12 protein-coding genes, 2 tRNA genes and 2 pseudogenes are annotated in these 16,751 nt (G+C 49.9%); 2 read left to right on the top strand and 14 right to left on the bottom strand.

Annotated features, from left to right (window positions below):
- Nucleotides 1–132: 132 nt before the first annotated feature.
- The 8 genes from pnp to K7X24_RS13310 all read right to left on the bottom strand — a co-directional run bounded on the left by pnp (nucleotide 133) and on the right by K7X24_RS13310 (nucleotide 9,335).
- Nucleotides 133–2,253 (bottom strand): polyribonucleotide nucleotidyltransferase, encoded by a 2,121-nt coding sequence (pnp, locus tag K7X24_RS13345; RefSeq protein ID WP_224555297.1) that lies wholly within the window; start codon nucleotides 2,251–2,253, stop codon nucleotides 133–135.
- 249 nt (nucleotides 2,254–2,502) lie between these two features.
- Nucleotides 2,503–2,772, bottom strand: coding sequence for a 30S ribosomal protein S15 (gene rpsO, locus K7X24_RS13340; RefSeq protein ID WP_010279698.1), 270 nt, complete (start codon nucleotides 2,770–2,772; stop codon nucleotides 2,503–2,505).
- A gap of 122 nt (nucleotides 2,773–2,894) precedes the next feature.
- Complete coding sequence (gene truB, locus K7X24_RS13335) at nucleotides 2,895–3,839, bottom strand: tRNA pseudouridine(55) synthase TruB (RefSeq protein ID WP_224555295.1); 945 nt, start codon at nucleotides 3,837–3,839, stop codon at nucleotides 2,895–2,897.
- On the bottom strand, nucleotides 3,839–4,237 hold the full coding sequence (gene rbfA, locus K7X24_RS13330; RefSeq protein ID WP_103861439.1) for a 30S ribosome-binding factor RbfA: 399 nt from the start codon (nucleotides 4,235–4,237) through the stop codon (nucleotides 3,839–3,841). Before rbfA ends, truB begins: the two co-directional genes overlap by 1 nt.
- A gap of 74 nt (nucleotides 4,238–4,311) precedes the next feature.
- On the bottom strand, nucleotides 4,312–7,011 hold the full coding sequence (infB, locus tag K7X24_RS13325; protein WP_224555293.1) for a translation initiation factor IF-2: 2,700 nt from the start codon (nucleotides 7,009–7,011) through the stop codon (nucleotides 4,312–4,314).
- A gap of 25 nt (nucleotides 7,012–7,036) precedes the next feature.
- Entirely contained in the window at nucleotides 7,037–8,566 is a 1,530-nt protein-coding gene (gene nusA / locus K7X24_RS13320; RefSeq protein WP_224555291.1) for a transcription termination factor NusA, read from the bottom strand.
- A gap of 21 nt (nucleotides 8,567–8,587) precedes the next feature.
- A complete protein-coding gene (gene rimP / locus K7X24_RS13315) occupies nucleotides 8,588–9,040 on the bottom strand; it encodes a ribosome maturation factor RimP (protein ID WP_224555290.1) in 453 nt (150 codons plus the stop codon).
- Between the two features lie 218 nt (nucleotides 9,041–9,258).
- Nucleotides 9,259–9,335, bottom strand: a tRNA-Met gene (locus tag K7X24_RS13310).
- A gap of 407 nt (nucleotides 9,336–9,742) precedes the next feature.
- Between K7X24_RS13310 and K7X24_RS13305 the strand changes: the two are divergent.
- Nucleotides 9,743–10,519 (top strand): annotated as a pseudogene (locus tag K7X24_RS13305) (IS3 family transposase); the annotation flags it as partial.
- A pseudogene (locus K7X24_RS22190) lies at nucleotides 10,520–10,819 on the top strand (IS1 family transposase); the annotation flags it as partial.
- A gap of 215 nt (nucleotides 10,820–11,034) precedes the next feature.
- Here K7X24_RS22190 and K7X24_RS13300 read toward each other — a convergent pair.
- The 6 genes from K7X24_RS13300 to rlmE all read right to left on the bottom strand — a co-directional run bounded on the left by K7X24_RS13300 (nucleotide 11,035) and on the right by rlmE (nucleotide 16,654).
- Nucleotides 11,035–11,121, bottom strand: a tRNA-Leu gene (locus tag K7X24_RS13300).
- Nucleotides 11,122–11,145: 24 nt separating this feature from the next.
- Nucleotides 11,146–11,478: a preprotein translocase subunit SecG gene (gene secG / locus K7X24_RS13295; protein WP_224555288.1), complete on the bottom strand. Its 333-nt coding sequence runs from the start codon at nucleotides 11,476–11,478 to the stop codon at nucleotides 11,146–11,148.
- Between the two features lie 249 nt (nucleotides 11,479–11,727).
- The gene (gene glmM, locus K7X24_RS13290; RefSeq protein ID WP_039274136.1) at nucleotides 11,728–13,065 is read right to left on the bottom strand and encodes a phosphoglucosamine mutase; all 1,338 of its coding nucleotides are present in this window, start codon (nucleotides 13,063–13,065) and stop codon (nucleotides 11,728–11,730) included.
- A 7-nt stretch (nucleotides 13,066–13,072) separates the two neighbouring features.
- Nucleotides 13,073–13,906, bottom strand: coding sequence for a dihydropteroate synthase (gene folP, locus K7X24_RS13285; RefSeq protein ID WP_224555287.1), 834 nt, complete (start codon nucleotides 13,904–13,906; stop codon nucleotides 13,073–13,075).
- Nucleotides 13,907–14,027: 121 nt separating this feature from the next.
- Complete coding sequence (ftsH, locus tag K7X24_RS13280) at nucleotides 14,028–15,977, bottom strand: ATP-dependent zinc metalloprotease FtsH (protein WP_029368533.1); 1,950 nt, start codon at nucleotides 15,975–15,977, stop codon at nucleotides 14,028–14,030.
- A 47-nt stretch (nucleotides 15,978–16,024) separates the two neighbouring features.
- Nucleotides 16,025–16,654 (bottom strand): 23S rRNA (uridine(2552)-2'-O)-methyltransferase RlmE, encoded by a 630-nt coding sequence (gene rlmE / locus K7X24_RS13275; RefSeq protein WP_095701555.1) that lies wholly within the window; start codon nucleotides 16,652–16,654, stop codon nucleotides 16,025–16,027.
- Nucleotides 16,655–16,751 lie beyond the last annotated feature (97 nt).

Genomic DNA, 16,751 nt, shown 5'->3' with positions numbered 1-16,751 from the left:
ACTCCCGAAGACAAACATTGGATGAACATCCTGTCCCGGACCGCTCAACGCAAGGACATCCATACCCTTACGATACACGCGGCACCTTGCCATAATCAGGCAAGGTGCCATAAGGCCGTTTTCTAACAGTCGTTATTCCTCAGAAGACGGGACTGCCGCTTCCTGAGTTTGCGCATTTGCTTCTTTGATGCTTAAGCGCACGCGGCCCTGACGATCAACTTCCAGAACCTTGACCGGCACTTCCTGACCCATTTGCAGGTAGTCAGTTACTTTCTCTACTCGCTTGTCAGCGATCTGAGAAATATGCACCAGGCCTTCTTTGCCGCCGCCAATAGCGACGAAAGCACCAAAGTCAACGATGCGGGTAACTTTACCCTGGTACACGCGGCCGACTTCGATTTCAGCAGTGATCTCTTCAATACGACGAATCGCGTGTTTCGCTTTTTCGCCGTCAGTTGAAGCGATCTTCACAGTACCATCGTCTTCAATTTCAATCGTTGTGCCCGTCTCTTCCGTCAACGCACGGATCACTGAACCACCTTTACCGATCACATCTTTGATCTTATCGGTACTGATTTTGATGGTGTGAATACGCGGTGCGAATTCAGAGATATCGCCACGCGGCGTGCTGATTGCCTGCTCCATCACACCCAGAATGTGCAAACGTGCACCTTTGGCCTGATTCAAAGCAACCTGCATGATCTCACGGGTAATCCCTTCGATCTTGATATCCATTTGCAGTGCGGTGATACCTTCACGGCTACCAGCAACTTTGAAGTCCATATCGCCCAGGTGGTCTTCGTCACCCAGAATGTCGGACAGAACAACAAAGTTATCGCCTTCTTTCACCAGACCCATCGCGATACCCGCAACGGCTGATTTAATTGGCACACCTGCATCCATCAGTGCCAGAGAAGCACCGCAGACAGACGCCATAGACGAAGAACCGTTGGATTCTGTGATTTCAGACACGACACGCACGGTGTACGGGAATTCGTTCGCCTTAGGCATAACGGCCAACACGCCACGCTTAGCCAGACGGCCGTGACCGATTTCACGACGCTTAGGCGAACCGACCATACCCGTTTCACCAACACAGTACGGAGGGAAGTTGTAGTGCAGCAGGAAGCGATCGGTACGTTCGCCAGTCAGCTCGTCGATGTTCTGCGCATCACGCTCAGTTCCCAACGTTGCGGTTACCAACGCCTGCGTTTCACCACGAGTGAACAGTGCAGAACCGTGAGTACGCGGCAGTACGCCAGTACGAACATCCAGACCACGAATCATGTCTTTTTCACGGCCATCGATACGCGGTTCACCAGCTAGCACACGGCTACGTACGACATTTTTCTCAACGTCACCCAGAATTTCCTGGATATCACCCGCACTCAGAGTCTCGTCTTCAACCTGCAGAGCAGCAACAACATCCGCTTTGATGACATTAACTTGTGCATAACGCTCTTGTTTTTCAGTGATGCGGTAAGCGTCACCCAGACGAGCTTCAGACAAAGTCTGTACACGCTGCTCTAAAGAAACGTTAACTTCTGGCGCATGCCATTCCCACTTCGGTTTGCCCGCTTCAGCAACCAGTGAGTTGATGTTTTGGATAACGATCTGCTGTTGCTCGTGACCAAACACCACAGCACCCAGCATCTGATCTTCGCTCAGCAGCTCAGCTTCAGATTCCACCATCAGAACCGCGCCTTCTGTACCGGCAACCACCAGATCCAGACGGCTTTCTTTCAACTCGTCCATCGTTGGGTTCAGGACATACTGGTCGTTCAGATAACCAACGCGAGCAACACCGATAGGGCCGTTGAACGGAATACCAGACAGGCTCAGCGCCGCAGAGGCACCAATCATGGCAACGATGTCAGGGCTAACCTGTGGGTTAACAGAAACGACGGTCGCAATCACCTGAACTTCATTCAGGAAACCTTCTGGGAACAGAGGGCGAATCGGGCGGTCAATCAGACGAGAAGTCAGCGTTTCGCCTTCACTTGGACGACCTTCACGGCGGAAGAAACCACCAGGGAAACGTCCAGCAGCGTAGGTACGCTCCTGATAGTTAACCGTCAACGGGAAGAAACTTTGACCCGGCTTAGCACTTTTAGCGCCTACAACGGTAACGAATACCGCAGTATCATCCATGCTTACCATCACAGCGGCGGTAGCTTGGCGTGCCATCATACCGGTCTCTAACGTGACGGTATGCTGACCATATTGGAACTTACGAACGATCGGATTCAGCAAAATAATATCCTTAGCTGGGGCGCGCTACACGTATTCAAGATAAACGCGCCAGTGAACTCCCGACCTTTGCACTACATTCTCACGACTAATGACAACCCTTATCTTGCTTATGCAGATAAAGCCTCTCATTAGCCGCGCGAACCTCTGTAATGAAAGATCATATTAACAACAATACACTACTCTGTTTTGCTAACGCTTCCTAGAAGAAAGGGGCCAAAAGAGGCCCCTTCCCACTGAAACACAGAAGACTTAGCGACGCAGACCCAGACGCTCGATCAGACTGGTGTAACGTGCTACATCTTTACGCTTCAGGTAGTCCAGCAGCTTACGACGCTGAGAAACCATACGCAGCAGACCACGACGGCTGTGGTGATCTTTTTTGTGCTCAGAAAAGTGGCCTTGCAGGTGGTTGATCTGCGCAGTCAGCAAAGCAACCTGAACTTCAGTAGAACCACTATCGTTAGTGCCACGACCGAAGTCTGCTACGATTTTAGCTTTAGCTTCAACACTTAGAGACATTGTAATACTCCAAACATTATAGATAAAAAAACAGGCGCCGATCTCTAATTCAGCCACCCAATAGTCAAGCCGCGCTATTCTACCCTCAGCGTTCTGTGATAGCAAGGCGGCAACGGGCGGGTTTACACTGGAAATTCAACAACCAAACGACGCGGCGCAACGCGGCCATCGCTGTCGATTTCACCCATCCCAATAAATTTGTGCTCGTCACCTTCGGTGATTCTCACCATGCCGTTCAATGGTGCATTCGCGGCCTGAACCGCTTGCCCCAGCTTCAAATAACCAGCACCAACCAGCGTCAAATTCACTTCGGGAAAATCAATAACTGGGCTTTCCATCGGCATGAGCAGCGGATCGAGACTCAGCGAAAGTGGGTGTTCTTGTGTTTGAGCCTGCTCAGCCAAAGCTGCTAGCTGCTCCAGCGTCACCATTCTTTCGGTAGGATACGTAGCAACCTGCAAACGACGCAGGTAAATCACATGCGCGCCACAGCCCAGCTTTTCGCCCAGATCGTCAATAATGGTACGGATGTACGTCCCTTTCGAGCAGTGAATCTCTAGCTCCAGTTCATCCCCTTCCCAGCGAATGAACTGCAGTTCGTAAACGGTGATTTCACGTGCTTCACGTGGAACCGTCAGCCCCTGACGGGCATACTCATACAGCTTGCGCCCTTGGTATTTCAGAGCCGAGTACATGGACGGCACTTGCTGCGTGGTGCCACGAAAGCCTTCCAGCGCCTGCTCCAAATCTATAGCAGAAAAGCCAATCGCACGTTCTTCAATCACGTTGCCATCGGCATCAGAGGTGTCAGTCCGTTGCCCAAGTCGAGCAATGACACGGTAGCGCTTATCAGAATCCAGCAGATACTGGGAAAACTTCGTCGCTTCCCCAAGACAAATCGGCAGCATACCGGTGGCTAATGGATCTAACGCCCCCGTATGGCCCGCTCTGTTAGCGTTAAAAATCCGTTTTACCTTCTGCAAAACATCATTAGACGACACGCCCTGCGGCTTATCTAATAACAATACGCCGTGTACATCACGGCCACGGCGGCGAGGACGACTCATTAATCCTCCTGATCTTCGCCCGTAACAGGACGACGTTCCGTATCGTTTCTGACCACATTGGTCACTAGATTGGACATTCTCATCCCTTCAACCAATGAATTATCGTAGGAGAAGGTCAATTCTGGAACAACACGCAGGCGCATTGCCTTGCCAATCAGCTTACGGATAAAGCCAGACGCATCTTGGAGTGCTTTTACTGCCGTTTGAATTTGCTCTGGTTCGTTATCATTCAGGAAGGTCACAAAAACCTTAGCGTACGCCAGATCGCGAGACACTTCCACACCGGAGACGGTCGCCATGCCGATGCGCGGATCTTTCACTTCACGCTGAATAATAATGGCGATTTCTTTTTGCATTTCCTGCGCGACACGCTGGGTGCGGCTGAATTCTTTTGCCATGATAAATCCTCAAGTAAAAATCGGGGGGCACTAGGCCCCCCTTACTAATAACTTACATCGTCGCTGAAAACGGATTATGCGATCGTACGTTTGATCTCAATCGTTTCAAAGACTTCGATCATATCGCCAGGACGAACGTCGTTGTAGTTCTTCACAGCGATACCACATTCCATGCCGTTACGGACTTCGCCAACGTCATCTTTGAAGCGGCGCAGTGATTCCAGCTCGCCTTCATAGATAACCACGTTGTCACGCAGTACACGGATCTTGTTGTGACGCTTAACGATACCTTCAGTCACCATACAACCCGCGACGGCACCAAATTTAGGTGACTTAAAGACGTCACGCACTTCAGCCAGACCGATGATCTCTTGCTTATATTCCGGCGCCAGCATACCGCTCATCGCCTGTTTCACTTCGTCGATCAAATCATAGATGACGGAGTAATAACGCAGATCCAGACTTTCCGCTTCAACTACGCGGCGAGCTGATCCATCTGCACGAACATTAAAGCCAAGGATAATCGCATTAGATGCTGCTGCCAGCGTAGCGTCCGTTTCTGTGATACCGCCCACACCGGAGCCGACGATCTTCACTTTCACTTCATCAGTAGACAGTTTCTGCAGTGAATCGGAAATCGCTTCACAAGAACCCTGAACGTCAGATTTCAGAACGATGTTCAATTCAGAAACTTCACCTTCCGTCATGTTGGCAAACATGTTTTCCAGTTTAGATTTCTGCTGACGAGCCAGTTTAACTTCACGGAATTTACCCTGGCGATACAAGGCCACTTCGCGCGCTTTCTTCTCGTCACGAACAACCGTTGCTTCGTCACCTGCGGCAGGTACACCGGACATACCGAGAATTTCTACAGGAATAGAAGGTCCTGCGGACGTGATTTCACGACCCAATTCATCACGCATCGCACGGACACGGCCATATTCAAAACCGCACAGAACGATGTCGCCTTTATTCAGCGTACCTTCACGCACCAGTACGGTTGCAACTGGGCCACGACCTTTATCTAGGAAGGATTCGATCACAACACCGTTCGCCATGCCGCTACGGACCGCTTTCAGTTCCAGAACTTCAGCCTGCAACAGAATCGCATCCAGCAGTTCGTCGATCCCCGTACCCGCTTTAGCGGATACGTGAACAAACTGAGATTCACCGCCCCACTCTTCCGGCATGATGCCGTACTGAGACAGTTCGGTTTTCACACGATCTGGATCGGCATCAGGCTTATCGATTTTGTTTACCGCGACAACAACTGGCACCTTAGCCGCTTTCGCGTGCTGGATAGCTTCAATTGTCTGAGGCATTACGCCATCATCCGCCGCCACAACCAGTACCACGATATCCGTAGCCTGAGCACCACGAGCACGCATTGCGGTGAACGCAGCGTGTCCTGGTGTATCCAAGAACGTAATCATACCGTTGTCGGTTTCAACGTGATAAGCACCGATGTGCTGGGTAATACCACCCGCTTCACCTGCTGCTACCTTGGTTGAACGGATATAGTCAAGCAGAGAGGTTTTACCGTGGTCAACGTGGCCCATGATGGTCACAACTGGCGCGCGGGATTCCGCCGCGATGCCCATATCACGGTCGCTCATTACGGCTTCTTCCAGCTCGTTCTCACGACGCAGGATGACTTTATGGCCCATCTCTTCCGCGACAAGTTGCGCGGTTTCCTGGTCGATGACCTGGTTGATGGTTGCCATTGCTCCCAACTTCATCATCGTTTTGATGACCTGAGAGCCTTTAACTGCCATTTTGTTAGCCAGTTCAGCAACGGTAACGGTTTCACCAATCACAACATCACGGTTAACCGCCTGAGCAGGCTTATTGAAGCTCTGCTGCAGTGAACTTGGCTTACGTTTTCCTTTACCGCCACGGGTAACTGCGCGTGCTTCTTCACGGTCAGCTTTGGACTCCGACTGGCGATTACCTTTCTTCTGCTTGGTTACTTTAGCAGCACGGGTACGGGTACGGCGTTCACCTTCAACCTGACGGTCGTTTTCATCTTCCGCTTCACGCGCATGATGCGACGTCGTCACATGATAATCGGCAGATTCTTCAGGTTTAGCGCTTTCCGCTTCCCAACGTCCGGCATTTTCTTCTGCCATACGACGGGCTTCTTCAGCAATACGGCGGGCTTCTTCTTCAACTTTAAGACGTGCAGTTTCTTCTGCTTTACGCTTAAGCTCGGCAGCTTCCGCTTCACGTTTCGCTTTCTCAGACTGAGCCGGCTTGGTCATATTTTCGTTTTGTTGGTTCGTCACTTTTTCTTTTTCCGCTACATCACGCTTAGCTTTTTCAGCGGCTTCACGTTTGGCTTGCTCGTCGGCAGCACGCTTCGCTTTCTCAGCAGCTTCGCGCAGATCGGCCTCGCGTTTAGCCTGCTCTTCAGCGGCACGTTGTGCCTGTTCTTCCGCTTCACGCCGTGCCTGCTCTTCCGCTTCAGCCTGTTGAGCATCAATCGGATCGCGTTTTACATAAGTGCGTGTCTTGCGGACTTCGATCTGCACCGACTTACTTTTACCGCCGGTGCTAGGGACATTTAACGTGCTGCGCGTTTTGCGTTGCAGCGTCAATTTACTTGGCGCATTACCGCGATCGCGGTTCAGATGCGCTAATAACGTTTCTTTTTCATGCTGGGTTACAGAGTCCGATGCAGACTTGGTCATTCCCGCATCAGCAAACTGCTGCACCAGGCGGTCAACCGGAGTTTGAATCTCTGCGGCCAGCGATTTTACGGTTACATCTGTCATGCTGTTCCTTTCCTGCTACAGTTCGTTATTCGTTGTCGTCGCCAAACCAACAGATATTACGTGCGGCCATAATCAATTCGCCCGCTTGCTCATCATTGAGCTCTTCAATATCTGTCAGGTCGTCAACGCCCTGTTCAGCAAGATCTTCCAGCGTACAAACACCGATCGCAGCAAGCTTGAACGCCAACTCACGCGACAGTCCAGGCAAGCTAAGCAAGTCTTCAGCAGGTTGACCGTCACCAAGGCTTTCTTCATGCGCCAGTGCCAGCGTTGTTAATGCAGCTTTAGCACGCTCCCGCAATGCTTCAACGGTTTCTTCATCAAGGCCTTCGATAGCAAGTAATTCCTTGATTGGCACGTAGGCCAGTTCTTCAAGTGAGGAGAACCCTTCTTCAACCAGCACGGTGGCGAACTCTTCATCGATATCAAGGTGCTTGGTAAAGACGTCGATTGCAGCATGCGCCTCTGCCTGATGCTTGGCTTGAAGATCTTCCACTGTCATCACGTTCAGTTCCCAACGATCGTCTGAACGATGCTGTTTCAACAGTTGGGAAGCCAAACGTACGTTCTGCCCGTTGCGACCAATCGCCTGAGCCAGATTGCTCGACTCAACGGCAATATCCATCGTGCAGGTATCTTCATCAACTACGATCGATACCACATCAGCAGGCGCCATTGCATTGATCACAAACTGTGCAGGATTATCATCCCACAGAATGACATCAATACGCTCACCGCACAGTTCACTGGAGACGGCCTGCACACGTGCACCGCGCATACCGACACAAGCACCGACGGGATCGATACGCTTGTCATTCGTCTTCACGGCAATTTTCGCACGTGAACCTGGATCGCGGGCTGCTGCCTTAATCTCGATAACTTCTTCACCGATTTCTGGCACTTCAATGCGGAAGAGTTCAACCAGCATTTCCGGACGGGAACGACTGACAAACAGTTGAGCACCGCGAGCTTCAGGACGAACTGAGTACAGCACGCCACGAATACGGTCGCCAGGGCGGAAATTTTCACGAGGCAGCATGTCTTCGCGGCCAATTACCGCTTCTGCACTGGTGTTAGAGCCATCGATTGGTCTGACTTCAAGCGAAATATTATCACGATTCACCTTTTTCACGACACCGGTGATAATCTCGCCTTCTTGCTCACGGAACTGATCAACGACCATAGCACGTTCAGCTTCACGCACTTTCTGTACAATAACCTGTTTTGCCGTTTGTGTAGTAATACGGTCAAAGGTTACAGATTCGATTTGATCTTCAACGTAGCCACCAACATCAAGAGAAGGATCTTCAAATTGCGCGGCATCAAGCGTAATTTCGCGAGTTGGCTGAGTGACTTCATTCACCACAACCCAACGACGGAAGGTATCAAAATCGCCCGTTTTGCGATCGATACTGACGCGAACATCAATTTCCTGCTCGTATTTTTTCTTGGTCGCTGTCGCCAGTGCGGTTTCCAACGCTTCAAAAATCTTCTCGCGCGGCAGAGCTTTCTCATTGGAAACTGCTTCAACAACAGCCAGAATCTCTTTGTTCATCCTAGTTGCCTCATCCAAACTTTAAAAGTGGGGTACAAGATTCGCTTTCTGAATGTTGCTCAGCGCGAATACTTCATCTTTGCCTTCCACTGTTATGGTGATCATTTCACCGTCAATAGCTTTGATCACACCCAACCATTTACGGCGATTCTGGACTGCCATACGCAGCACCACTGTCACCTCTTCGCCGACAAAATGCAGATAATGTGCCGCCGTGAATAAGGGACGCTCAAGTCCTGGAGACGACACTTCCAGGTTATAAGCGACAGTGATTGGATCTTCTACGTCCAATACCGCACTGACCTGGTGGCTGACATCAGCACAATCATCAACAGTGATCCCATCTTCACTATCAATATAGATACGCAGCGTCGATTGGCGACTGCGGATGAACTCAATCCCAACCAATTCGTAGCCTAATGCGGCAACAGGTGCTGAAATCATCTCTGTTAATTTTTGCTCTAATGTGGACAAGTCCACCCCCAAGACATAAAAAAAGGGCCTAATAGCCCAGTTGTTTGTTGCCAAATAACAAAAAACCCCGATAAATCGGGGCTTTATGCAACTGGACCCTAATACCGCTTACCAACACGGCATAACTTTCGGTGAAGGATTTTTTCAAAAATCACTGCAAAAAGAGATAGAAATTGAGTGAAGAACGTATTTGAAAAAACACTTTACTGGAAGTTAAGTGGTTGCGGGGGCCGGATTTGAACCGACGACCTTCGGGTTATGAGCCCGACGAGCTACCAAGCTGCTCCACCCCGCGTCCGAAAACGTGGCAAATACTACGCTGACAACCGCATAAATGCAAGTCATCCATAGATTAGTTCGAAGGCGATTTTTATACGTGGAATACGTCCCTTTGTCAACACATTATTGGTAGCCGGAAGATGCCCATCGCGGCGATGGGCATCTTCCTTTTTGTAAACAAATCTTGTTTCGTCACGCTAGCCACAAAGCAGAACAATCGCGGAGGAAAGCCTCTAATGCAAAGGTTCTGGAAGAGATGACACGATGAATATTCTTAGAACACAAGATGATGGCTACCTTTTATTTCTGGATAAATTTTTATATACAAATAAAAATCAGTAACTCTTACATATTTAAGCTGAATCGCTACGGGTTTGTTAGCCACCCTAGAGTCATTTAAAATGGCTTAAAAAAGAGGTGCCCATGAGCGGTAAGCGTTATCTCGACGAGTTTAAAATTGAAGCGATCAAATAGGTTGTTGGTCGTGGTCATTCCGTTTCAAGCGTGGCAACACGCCTTGATATTACCACTCACAGTCTTTATGCGTGGATACAGAAGTACGGCCCAGACTCTTCGGTAAACCAAGACCAATCTGATGCTCAGGTTGAGATCCAGCAGATCCAGAAGGAACTGAAACGGGTTACTGATGAACGAGACATATTAAAAAAAGCCGTTGTAGATTCAACTTGTCAATGCAACACCCTTTCCAATTATCTCTTTCGGGGTTTTAAACTTCAGCGTACTTCGCAAATCTGTCGACTGAGGTACGTCTTTATCCGTGACAATAGTCGTGACTTTTCGGTTCGTTTGCTCTGCCGTGTTCTGGATGTTCACCCGAGTGATTTTTATGCTTGGCTTCAGCAACCACATTCACGGCGATACCACACGGACCAGAAGATGATCGGGCTGATTAAGCAGTTTTGGCTTGAATCTGGATGTGTATATGGCTATCGCAAGATCCACCTAGATCTGCACGATACGGGTAAGCAGTGTAGTACGAACCGAGTCTGGCGTTTGATGCACGGCGCTGGAATAAAAGCTCAGGTCGGTTATCGCAGTCCAGTGTCGAACAAGGGCGAAGCGAGCATTGTGACGCCCAACAGGCTCCAGTGGCAATTTAATCCGATGGCACCGGATGAACGCTGGGTAACAGATATTACGTATATCAGGACGCATGAAGGTTGGTTGTATCTTGCGGTGGGCGTTCTGGCTTATACGTTTGGACCGCGCACGGATGACGCCTGCCGCGAACTTCTGGCTCTGCTGACGCCGTTTAACATTGGGATGATAACCAGTGATGACTGGGGCAGTTATGCCAGAGAAGTACCGAAGAATAAGCATCTGACAGGAAAAATATTCACTCAGCGTATTGAGCGTAACAACCTGACATTGAGGACGCGTATTAAACGTTTGGCTCGTAAAACAATCTACTTCTCACTCTCGATTGAATTGCATGAAAAAGTCATCGGGGCGTTCATTGAAAAATACATGTTCTACTAATTGGATGCATCACCCCAACTATCTTGACATTTACCGTGTGCTTACGACGAGAACTGAGTATATAAGACATTATTACACCAAGATATATACTCACAGATCTACTGGTGTAGATTGAATCAACCTGACATAGAGAGAGACTGAATAAAAGGGAACTCCATTAAATTTATGAAATTAAGACAAAAAAATAGACGTCAATAGACGTCTATTTTTTATGTTGGTACCGAGGACGGGACTTGAACCCGTAAGCCCAATCGGGCACTACCACCTCAAGGTAGCGTGTCTACCAATTCCACCACCACGGCATCACAATTACTGCTTTAAAACGCTTACTTCGGAATGTCACTTGCCGGCGTTGAAGGCGCAGCAGGCATTGTCGTCTGCTCGGCTTTTTCTGGCTGACTCAGGTTATCCCATGCACCGCCTTTTTTCTGCAGCGAACTTAAGTTGCCCAGAATGAGACTGATGATGAAGAACAGGGTCGCCAGTATCGCCGTCATGCGGGTCATGAAATTACCAGAGCCGCTCGAACCGAACAAAGTGGCAGAAGCACCTGCTCCGAACGACGCTCCCATATCAGCACCTTTACCCTGCTGAAGCATGATCAAGGCAACCAGCCCGATCGATACTAACAGGAAAATTACTAACAGAGCTTCGTACATAGTCGTACCCGTTAACCGTTTTCTCCATGATTCATGGAGATGCTATATTCTGGCGGTAAACCGCGTGTCATTCCGCTAAGCAGGATGTAGAACATCCCTTATCAAGCGGGTCTGAATACTAACCAAAGGATGTAGCGTACGCAAGGGTAATTTGGTCACCACAGGTTGATTGCAGAAAAAAACAGCGGCTTTCGACACAAGATACCTATCGAAAGCCTTATCTATCTGATTGGCGAATCAAAAAAGCCCTCAGCCAACGGCTTTCACCGCATCGGCAATACGATTCGCCAGCGCGATTACCGTCTCTTCGTGTTCACCCTCAACCATGACACGGATGAGTGGCTCAGTGCCGGATTTACGTAGCAATACCCGCCCGCGTCCGGCCAATTCTTTTTCCACATCCTGCGTAATCTGCTGCACGTTTTTGTCTTCCAACGGATCATGTTCACCCGTAAACCGCACGTTAACCAGAATCTGTGGAAACAGCTTCATTCCGCTGCATAAATCATGCAGGCTCATATGGTTTTTCACTATCGCGGTAAGGACTTGCAAACCGGCAATCACACCGTCGCCCGTCGTGGTTTTATCCAGCAGGATCACATGACCGGAGTTTTCTGCCCCGATGCGCCACCCTTTTGCCTGCATCATTTCTAATACATAGCGGTCACCTACTTTGGCACGAGCAAACGGGATACCCAGTTGCTTTAACGCAACCTCAAGCCCCATGTTACTCATCAGCGTGCCCACCGCGCCGCCACGTAGTTGCCCTTGGCGTAAACCTTCGCGAGCAATGATATACAGAATCTGATCGCCATCGACCTTGTTGCCTAAATGGTCGACCATGATGAGCCGATCGCCGTCGCCGTCAAATGCCAGCCCAACGTCCGCTTTTTCAGCCAGTACGCGCGCCTGTAGCTGTCTGACGTCCGTCGCCCCGCACTCTTCGTTGATGTTCATCCCATCAGGCTCACAGCCAATCGCGATGACTTTAGCGCCAAGTTCGCGCAATACACTGGGGGCGATATGATAGGTAGCGCCATTGGCGCAATCGACGACAATCTTTAAGCCATTAAGGCTCAGTTCGCTCGGGAATGTCCCCTTACAAAATTCGATATAGCGTCCGGCAGCGTCAACAATGCGGCTGGCTTTACCTAATTCAGCAGACTCAACACACGTCAGCGGTTTTTCCAGTTCAGCTTCAATCGCTTCTTCTACGTCATCTGGCAGCTTGGTGCCGTCAATTGAGAAGAATTTAATACCGTTGTCGTAATACGGATTGTGAGAGGCAGAAATAACGATACCCGCTTCAGCACGGAACGTACGGGTAAGATAAGCAACCGCAGGCGTAGGCATCGGGCCGGTAAAAGAAGCGGATAACCCCGCAGCAGCCAGACCTGCTTCCAGCGCAGACTCCAACATATAGCCAGAAATACGGGTATCTTTGCCGATAATAATCTTACGAGAACCATGTCGCGCGAGAACTTTCCCGGCAGCCCAGCCCAGTTTAAGCACAAAATCAGGTGTAATTGGCGTATCGCCAACCTTGCCGCGTACGCCATCGGTACCAAAATATTTGCGGTTACTCATTTCGTTTTTATTCCTTCGCAGAAAGGGTAGCTTCAACAATACGCATGGCATCAGCCGTTTCTTTAACATCGTGAGCGCGAATAATCTGTGCTCCCTGCATCGCCGCAATCACTGCGCAGGCGACGCTACCATGAACACGCTGTGCAGGCGATACATTAAGGAGCTGCCCAATCATGGATTTTCTCGACATGCCAACCAGAAGAGGCAATTCAAAACGATGTAACTCACTCAGACGAGCCAGAAGCGCATAATTATGGGCAAGATTCTTACCGAATCCGAATCCAGGATCCAGCAATAGCTTACTTTTCGGAATATTGGCGTTCACACAGCGTTCAATCTGCTGTTGCAAGAAATCGCCGATGTCCTGCATCAGATCATCATAATGGGGCTTGTGCTGCATGGTTCTCGGCATACCCTGCATGTGCATCAGACACACAGGCAAACCTGTTGCCGCCGCCGCCTCCAGAGCTCCCGGCTCTTGCAAAGCGCGAATATCATTAATCAGGTGCGCCCCCGCCTGCGCAGACGCCGTCATCACTTCCGGCTTTGAGGTATCGACCGAGATCCATACGTCAAAGCGTTTAGCAATGGCTTCCACCACAGGCACCACACGGCTCAGCTCTTCTTCCGTGCTCACGTCAGCGGCTCCGGGGCGTGTTGATTCGCCACCAATATCGATCAGGGTCGCACCAGCGGTAATCATCTCCTGAACGTGCAGTAATGCAGTATCGAGCTTGTTGTGTTTGCCGCCATCGGAAAAAGAGTCCGGCGTGACGTTAAGAATGCCCATGATGTGTGGGCAGGAAAGATCCAGCGTTGAGTCTCTGGCAACCAGTTGCATGATTTACCTCCGCATTCTGGTATATGTAGTTAGCGTGAAATGTGATTCGAAGAACATTCCCAGTAAAAAACCCCAGCCTGAGCTGGGGTTTCGTAAGTTACAGATGTCAATCGCAGGCGAATTACTTGTCGTCCACTTGCTCAGACATTGTATTACCAGGATTAGGCGTCTGGGGCTCATCTACTGGCGTAGGGGCTTTAGGTGTACCGCCACCGTTACCAGAATCGTTGTCAGAGCGGGACTCTTCCCAACCCGCAGGCGGGCGAACGTCTTTCTTACGTCCCATCAGATCGTCGATCTGCGGCGCATCAATGGTTTCATACTTCATCAATGCATCTTTCATTGAATGAAGGATATCCATGTTTGCCATCAACAGCTCGCGAGCACGCACATAGTTACGTTCAACCAGAGATTTTACTTCCTGATCGATAATACGCGCGGTTTCATCTGACATGTGCTTGGCTTTTGCCACGGAGCGACCGAGGAATACCTCGCCTTCTTCTTCCGCATAAAGCAAAGGGCCCAGTTTTTCAGAGAAGCCCCACTGCGTTACCATGTTACGAGCAATCGACGTTGCCACTTTGATGTCATTGGACGCGCCTGTTGATACATGTTCCACGCCGTAAATGATTTCTTCGGCCAGTCGACCACCGTACAGCGTAGAGATTTGGCTTTCCAGCTTCTGACGGCTGGCGCTGATCGCATCCCCTTCAGGCAGGAAGAACGTCACGCCCAGTGCACGCCCACGCGGAATGATCGTCACTTTATGGACCGGATCGTGCTCTGGCACCAGACGGCCAATGATGGCGTGTCCTGCTTCATGATACGCCGTCGATTCCTTCTGCTTCTCAGTCATTACCATGGAACGGCGCTCTGCACCCATCATGATTTTGTCTTTAGCTTTCTCGAACTCGACCATCGACACAACGCGTTTGTTACCACGAGCAGAGAACAATGCGGCTTCGTTAACCAGGTTAGCTAAATCCGCACCAGAGAAACCTGGCGTACCACGTGCAATCACTGACGCATCGATATCTGGAGACAGCGGTACGCGACGCATGTGAACTTTCAGAATCTGTTCACGACCGCGAACATCCGGCAGGCCAACCACAACCTGACGGTCAAAACGACCTGGACGCAGTAACGCGGGGTCAAGCACATCAGGGCGGTTAGTTGCCGCGATGACAATAATACCCTCGTTACCTTCAAAGCCGTCCATCTCAACCAGCATTTGGTTCAGCGTTTGTTCACGTTCATCGTGACCACCACCCAAACCTGCACCACGCTGACGGCCAACGGCGTCAATTTCATCGATAAAGATGATACAAGGCGCGGCTTTCTTCGCTTGTTCGAACATGTCACGAACACGAGAAGCACCAACACCCACAAACATTTCAACGAAGTCAGAACCGGAAATCGTAAAGAAAGGTACTTTCGCTTCACCAGCAATCGCTTTTGCCAGCAGCGTTTTACCAGTTCCCGGCGGGCCGACCATCAGAATGCCTTTCGGAATTTTACCGCCCAGTTTCTGGAAACGGCTAGGTTCGCGCAGGTACTCGACCAGTTCGCTAACCTCTTCCTTCGCTTCGTCACAACCAGCTACATCAGCAAACGTCGTCTTGATCTGATCTTCAGTCAGCATACGCGCTTTGCTCTTGCCGAAGGACATAGCGCCTTTACCGCCGCCGCCTTGCATTTGACGCATGAAGAAGATCCAGACGCCAATCAGTAACAGCATCGGGAACCAAGAAATAAAGATAGAAGCCAGCAAGCTCGGTTCTTCCGGCGGCTCACCAACGACTTTCACGTTCTTCGTTAGCAGGTTATCCAGTAGCTTGGGGTCATTGACAGGAATGTAAGTCGTGTATCTGTTGCTGTCTTTTTTGATAACACTGATCTCACGCCCGTTAATACGTGCTTCACGGACCTGATCCTGATTCACTTCAGTCAAGAAGGTTGAATAATCCACCCTACGGCCATTCGACTCGCTGGGCCCAAAGCTCTGGAAAACAGACATCAGCACAACTGCGATGACTAACCAGAGAATTAGGTTTTTCGCCATGTCACTCAAGGGATTAACCTCATATTACAACTGTGTTAAAAAACAGCGTTAGGGTACTACAGTTTGCGCCCTGTCGCTACAATATACACTTCACGAGACCGAGCACGTGAGGCGTCTGGTTTACGAATTTTCACTTTCGTAAACAGGGAGCGAATTTCCCGCAGGTATTCATCAAAACCTTCTCCCTGAAACACTTTCACCAGGAAACTTCCGCCTGGTGCTAATACATCCCGACACATACCAAGTGCTAATTCAACCAGATACATCGACTTCGGAATATCAACGGCTGGTGTACCACTCATGTTAGGGGCCATGTCAGACATCACCACCTGAACTTTGCTATCGCCAACCCTTTCGAGCAAGGCTTTGAGGACCAGTTCATCACGAAAGTCCCCTTGCAGGAAATCGACGCCGACAATCGGATCCATCGGTAAAATATCACACGCGATAATTCGACCATTTCCACCTATTTGCGTGACCACATACTGTGACCAGCCGCCAGGTGCCGCGCCTAAATCCACAACTGTCATACCGGGTTTAAACAGTTTGTCGCCTTGCTGTATTTCGTCAAGTTTAAACCAAGCACGTGAGCGCAGCCCTTTTTTCTGGGCCTGCAGCACATATTTATCGCTAAAGTGTTCCTGCAACCAGCGACTGGAACTTGCAGAACGCTTTTTATTCGCCATCGATTTTCCAACTATTCTCAGTAACACGCTCGTGGTGGGGAGAAACTTCTCACATATTACCAATCAGAGCAGTCAAATTGGTTATAATCATGAGATG

The sequence above is a fragment of the Pectobacterium versatile genome, from assembly GCF_020166435.1.
Lineage (GTDB): Bacteria > Pseudomonadota > Gammaproteobacteria > Enterobacterales > Enterobacteriaceae > Pectobacterium > Pectobacterium versatile.
The sequence above is the reverse complement of the archived record's forward strand: the minus strand, read 5'-3'. Positions and strand labels throughout refer to the sequence as shown.

What these genes read in the sequence shown, in the direction of transcription:
- secG (WP_224555288.1), bottom strand. Translation starts at nt 11,478, where the DNA reads ATGTACGAAGCTCTGTTAGTAATTTTCCTGTTAGTATCGATCGGGCTG.
- rpsO (WP_010279698.1), bottom strand. Translation starts at nt 2,772, where the DNA reads ATGTCTCTAAGTGTTGAAGCTAAAGCTAAAATCGTAGCAGACTTCGGT.
- folP (WP_224555287.1), bottom strand. Translation starts at nt 13,906, where the DNA reads ATGCAACTGGTTGCCAGAGACTCAACGCTGGATCTTTCCTGCCCACAC.
- rlmE (WP_095701555.1), bottom strand. Translation starts at nt 16,654, where the DNA reads ATGGCGAATAAAAAGCGTTCTGCAAGTTCCAGTCGCTGGTTGCAGGAA.
- infB (WP_224555293.1), bottom strand. Translation starts at nt 7,011, where the DNA reads ATGACAGATGTAACCGTAAAATCGCTGGCCGCAGAGATTCAAACTCCG.
- truB (WP_224555295.1), bottom strand. Translation starts at nt 3,839, where the DNA reads ATGAGTCGTCCTCGCCGCCGTGGCCGTGATGTACACGGCGTATTGTTA.
- glmM (WP_039274136.1), bottom strand. Translation starts at nt 13,065, where the DNA reads ATGAGTAACCGCAAATATTTTGGTACCGATGGCGTACGCGGCAAGGTT.
- nusA (WP_224555291.1), bottom strand. Translation starts at nt 8,566, where the DNA reads ATGAACAAAGAGATTCTGGCTGTTGTTGAAGCAGTTTCCAATGAGAAA.
- rbfA (WP_103861439.1), bottom strand. Translation starts at nt 4,237, where the DNA reads ATGGCAAAAGAATTCAGCCGCACCCAGCGTGTCGCGCAGGAAATGCAA.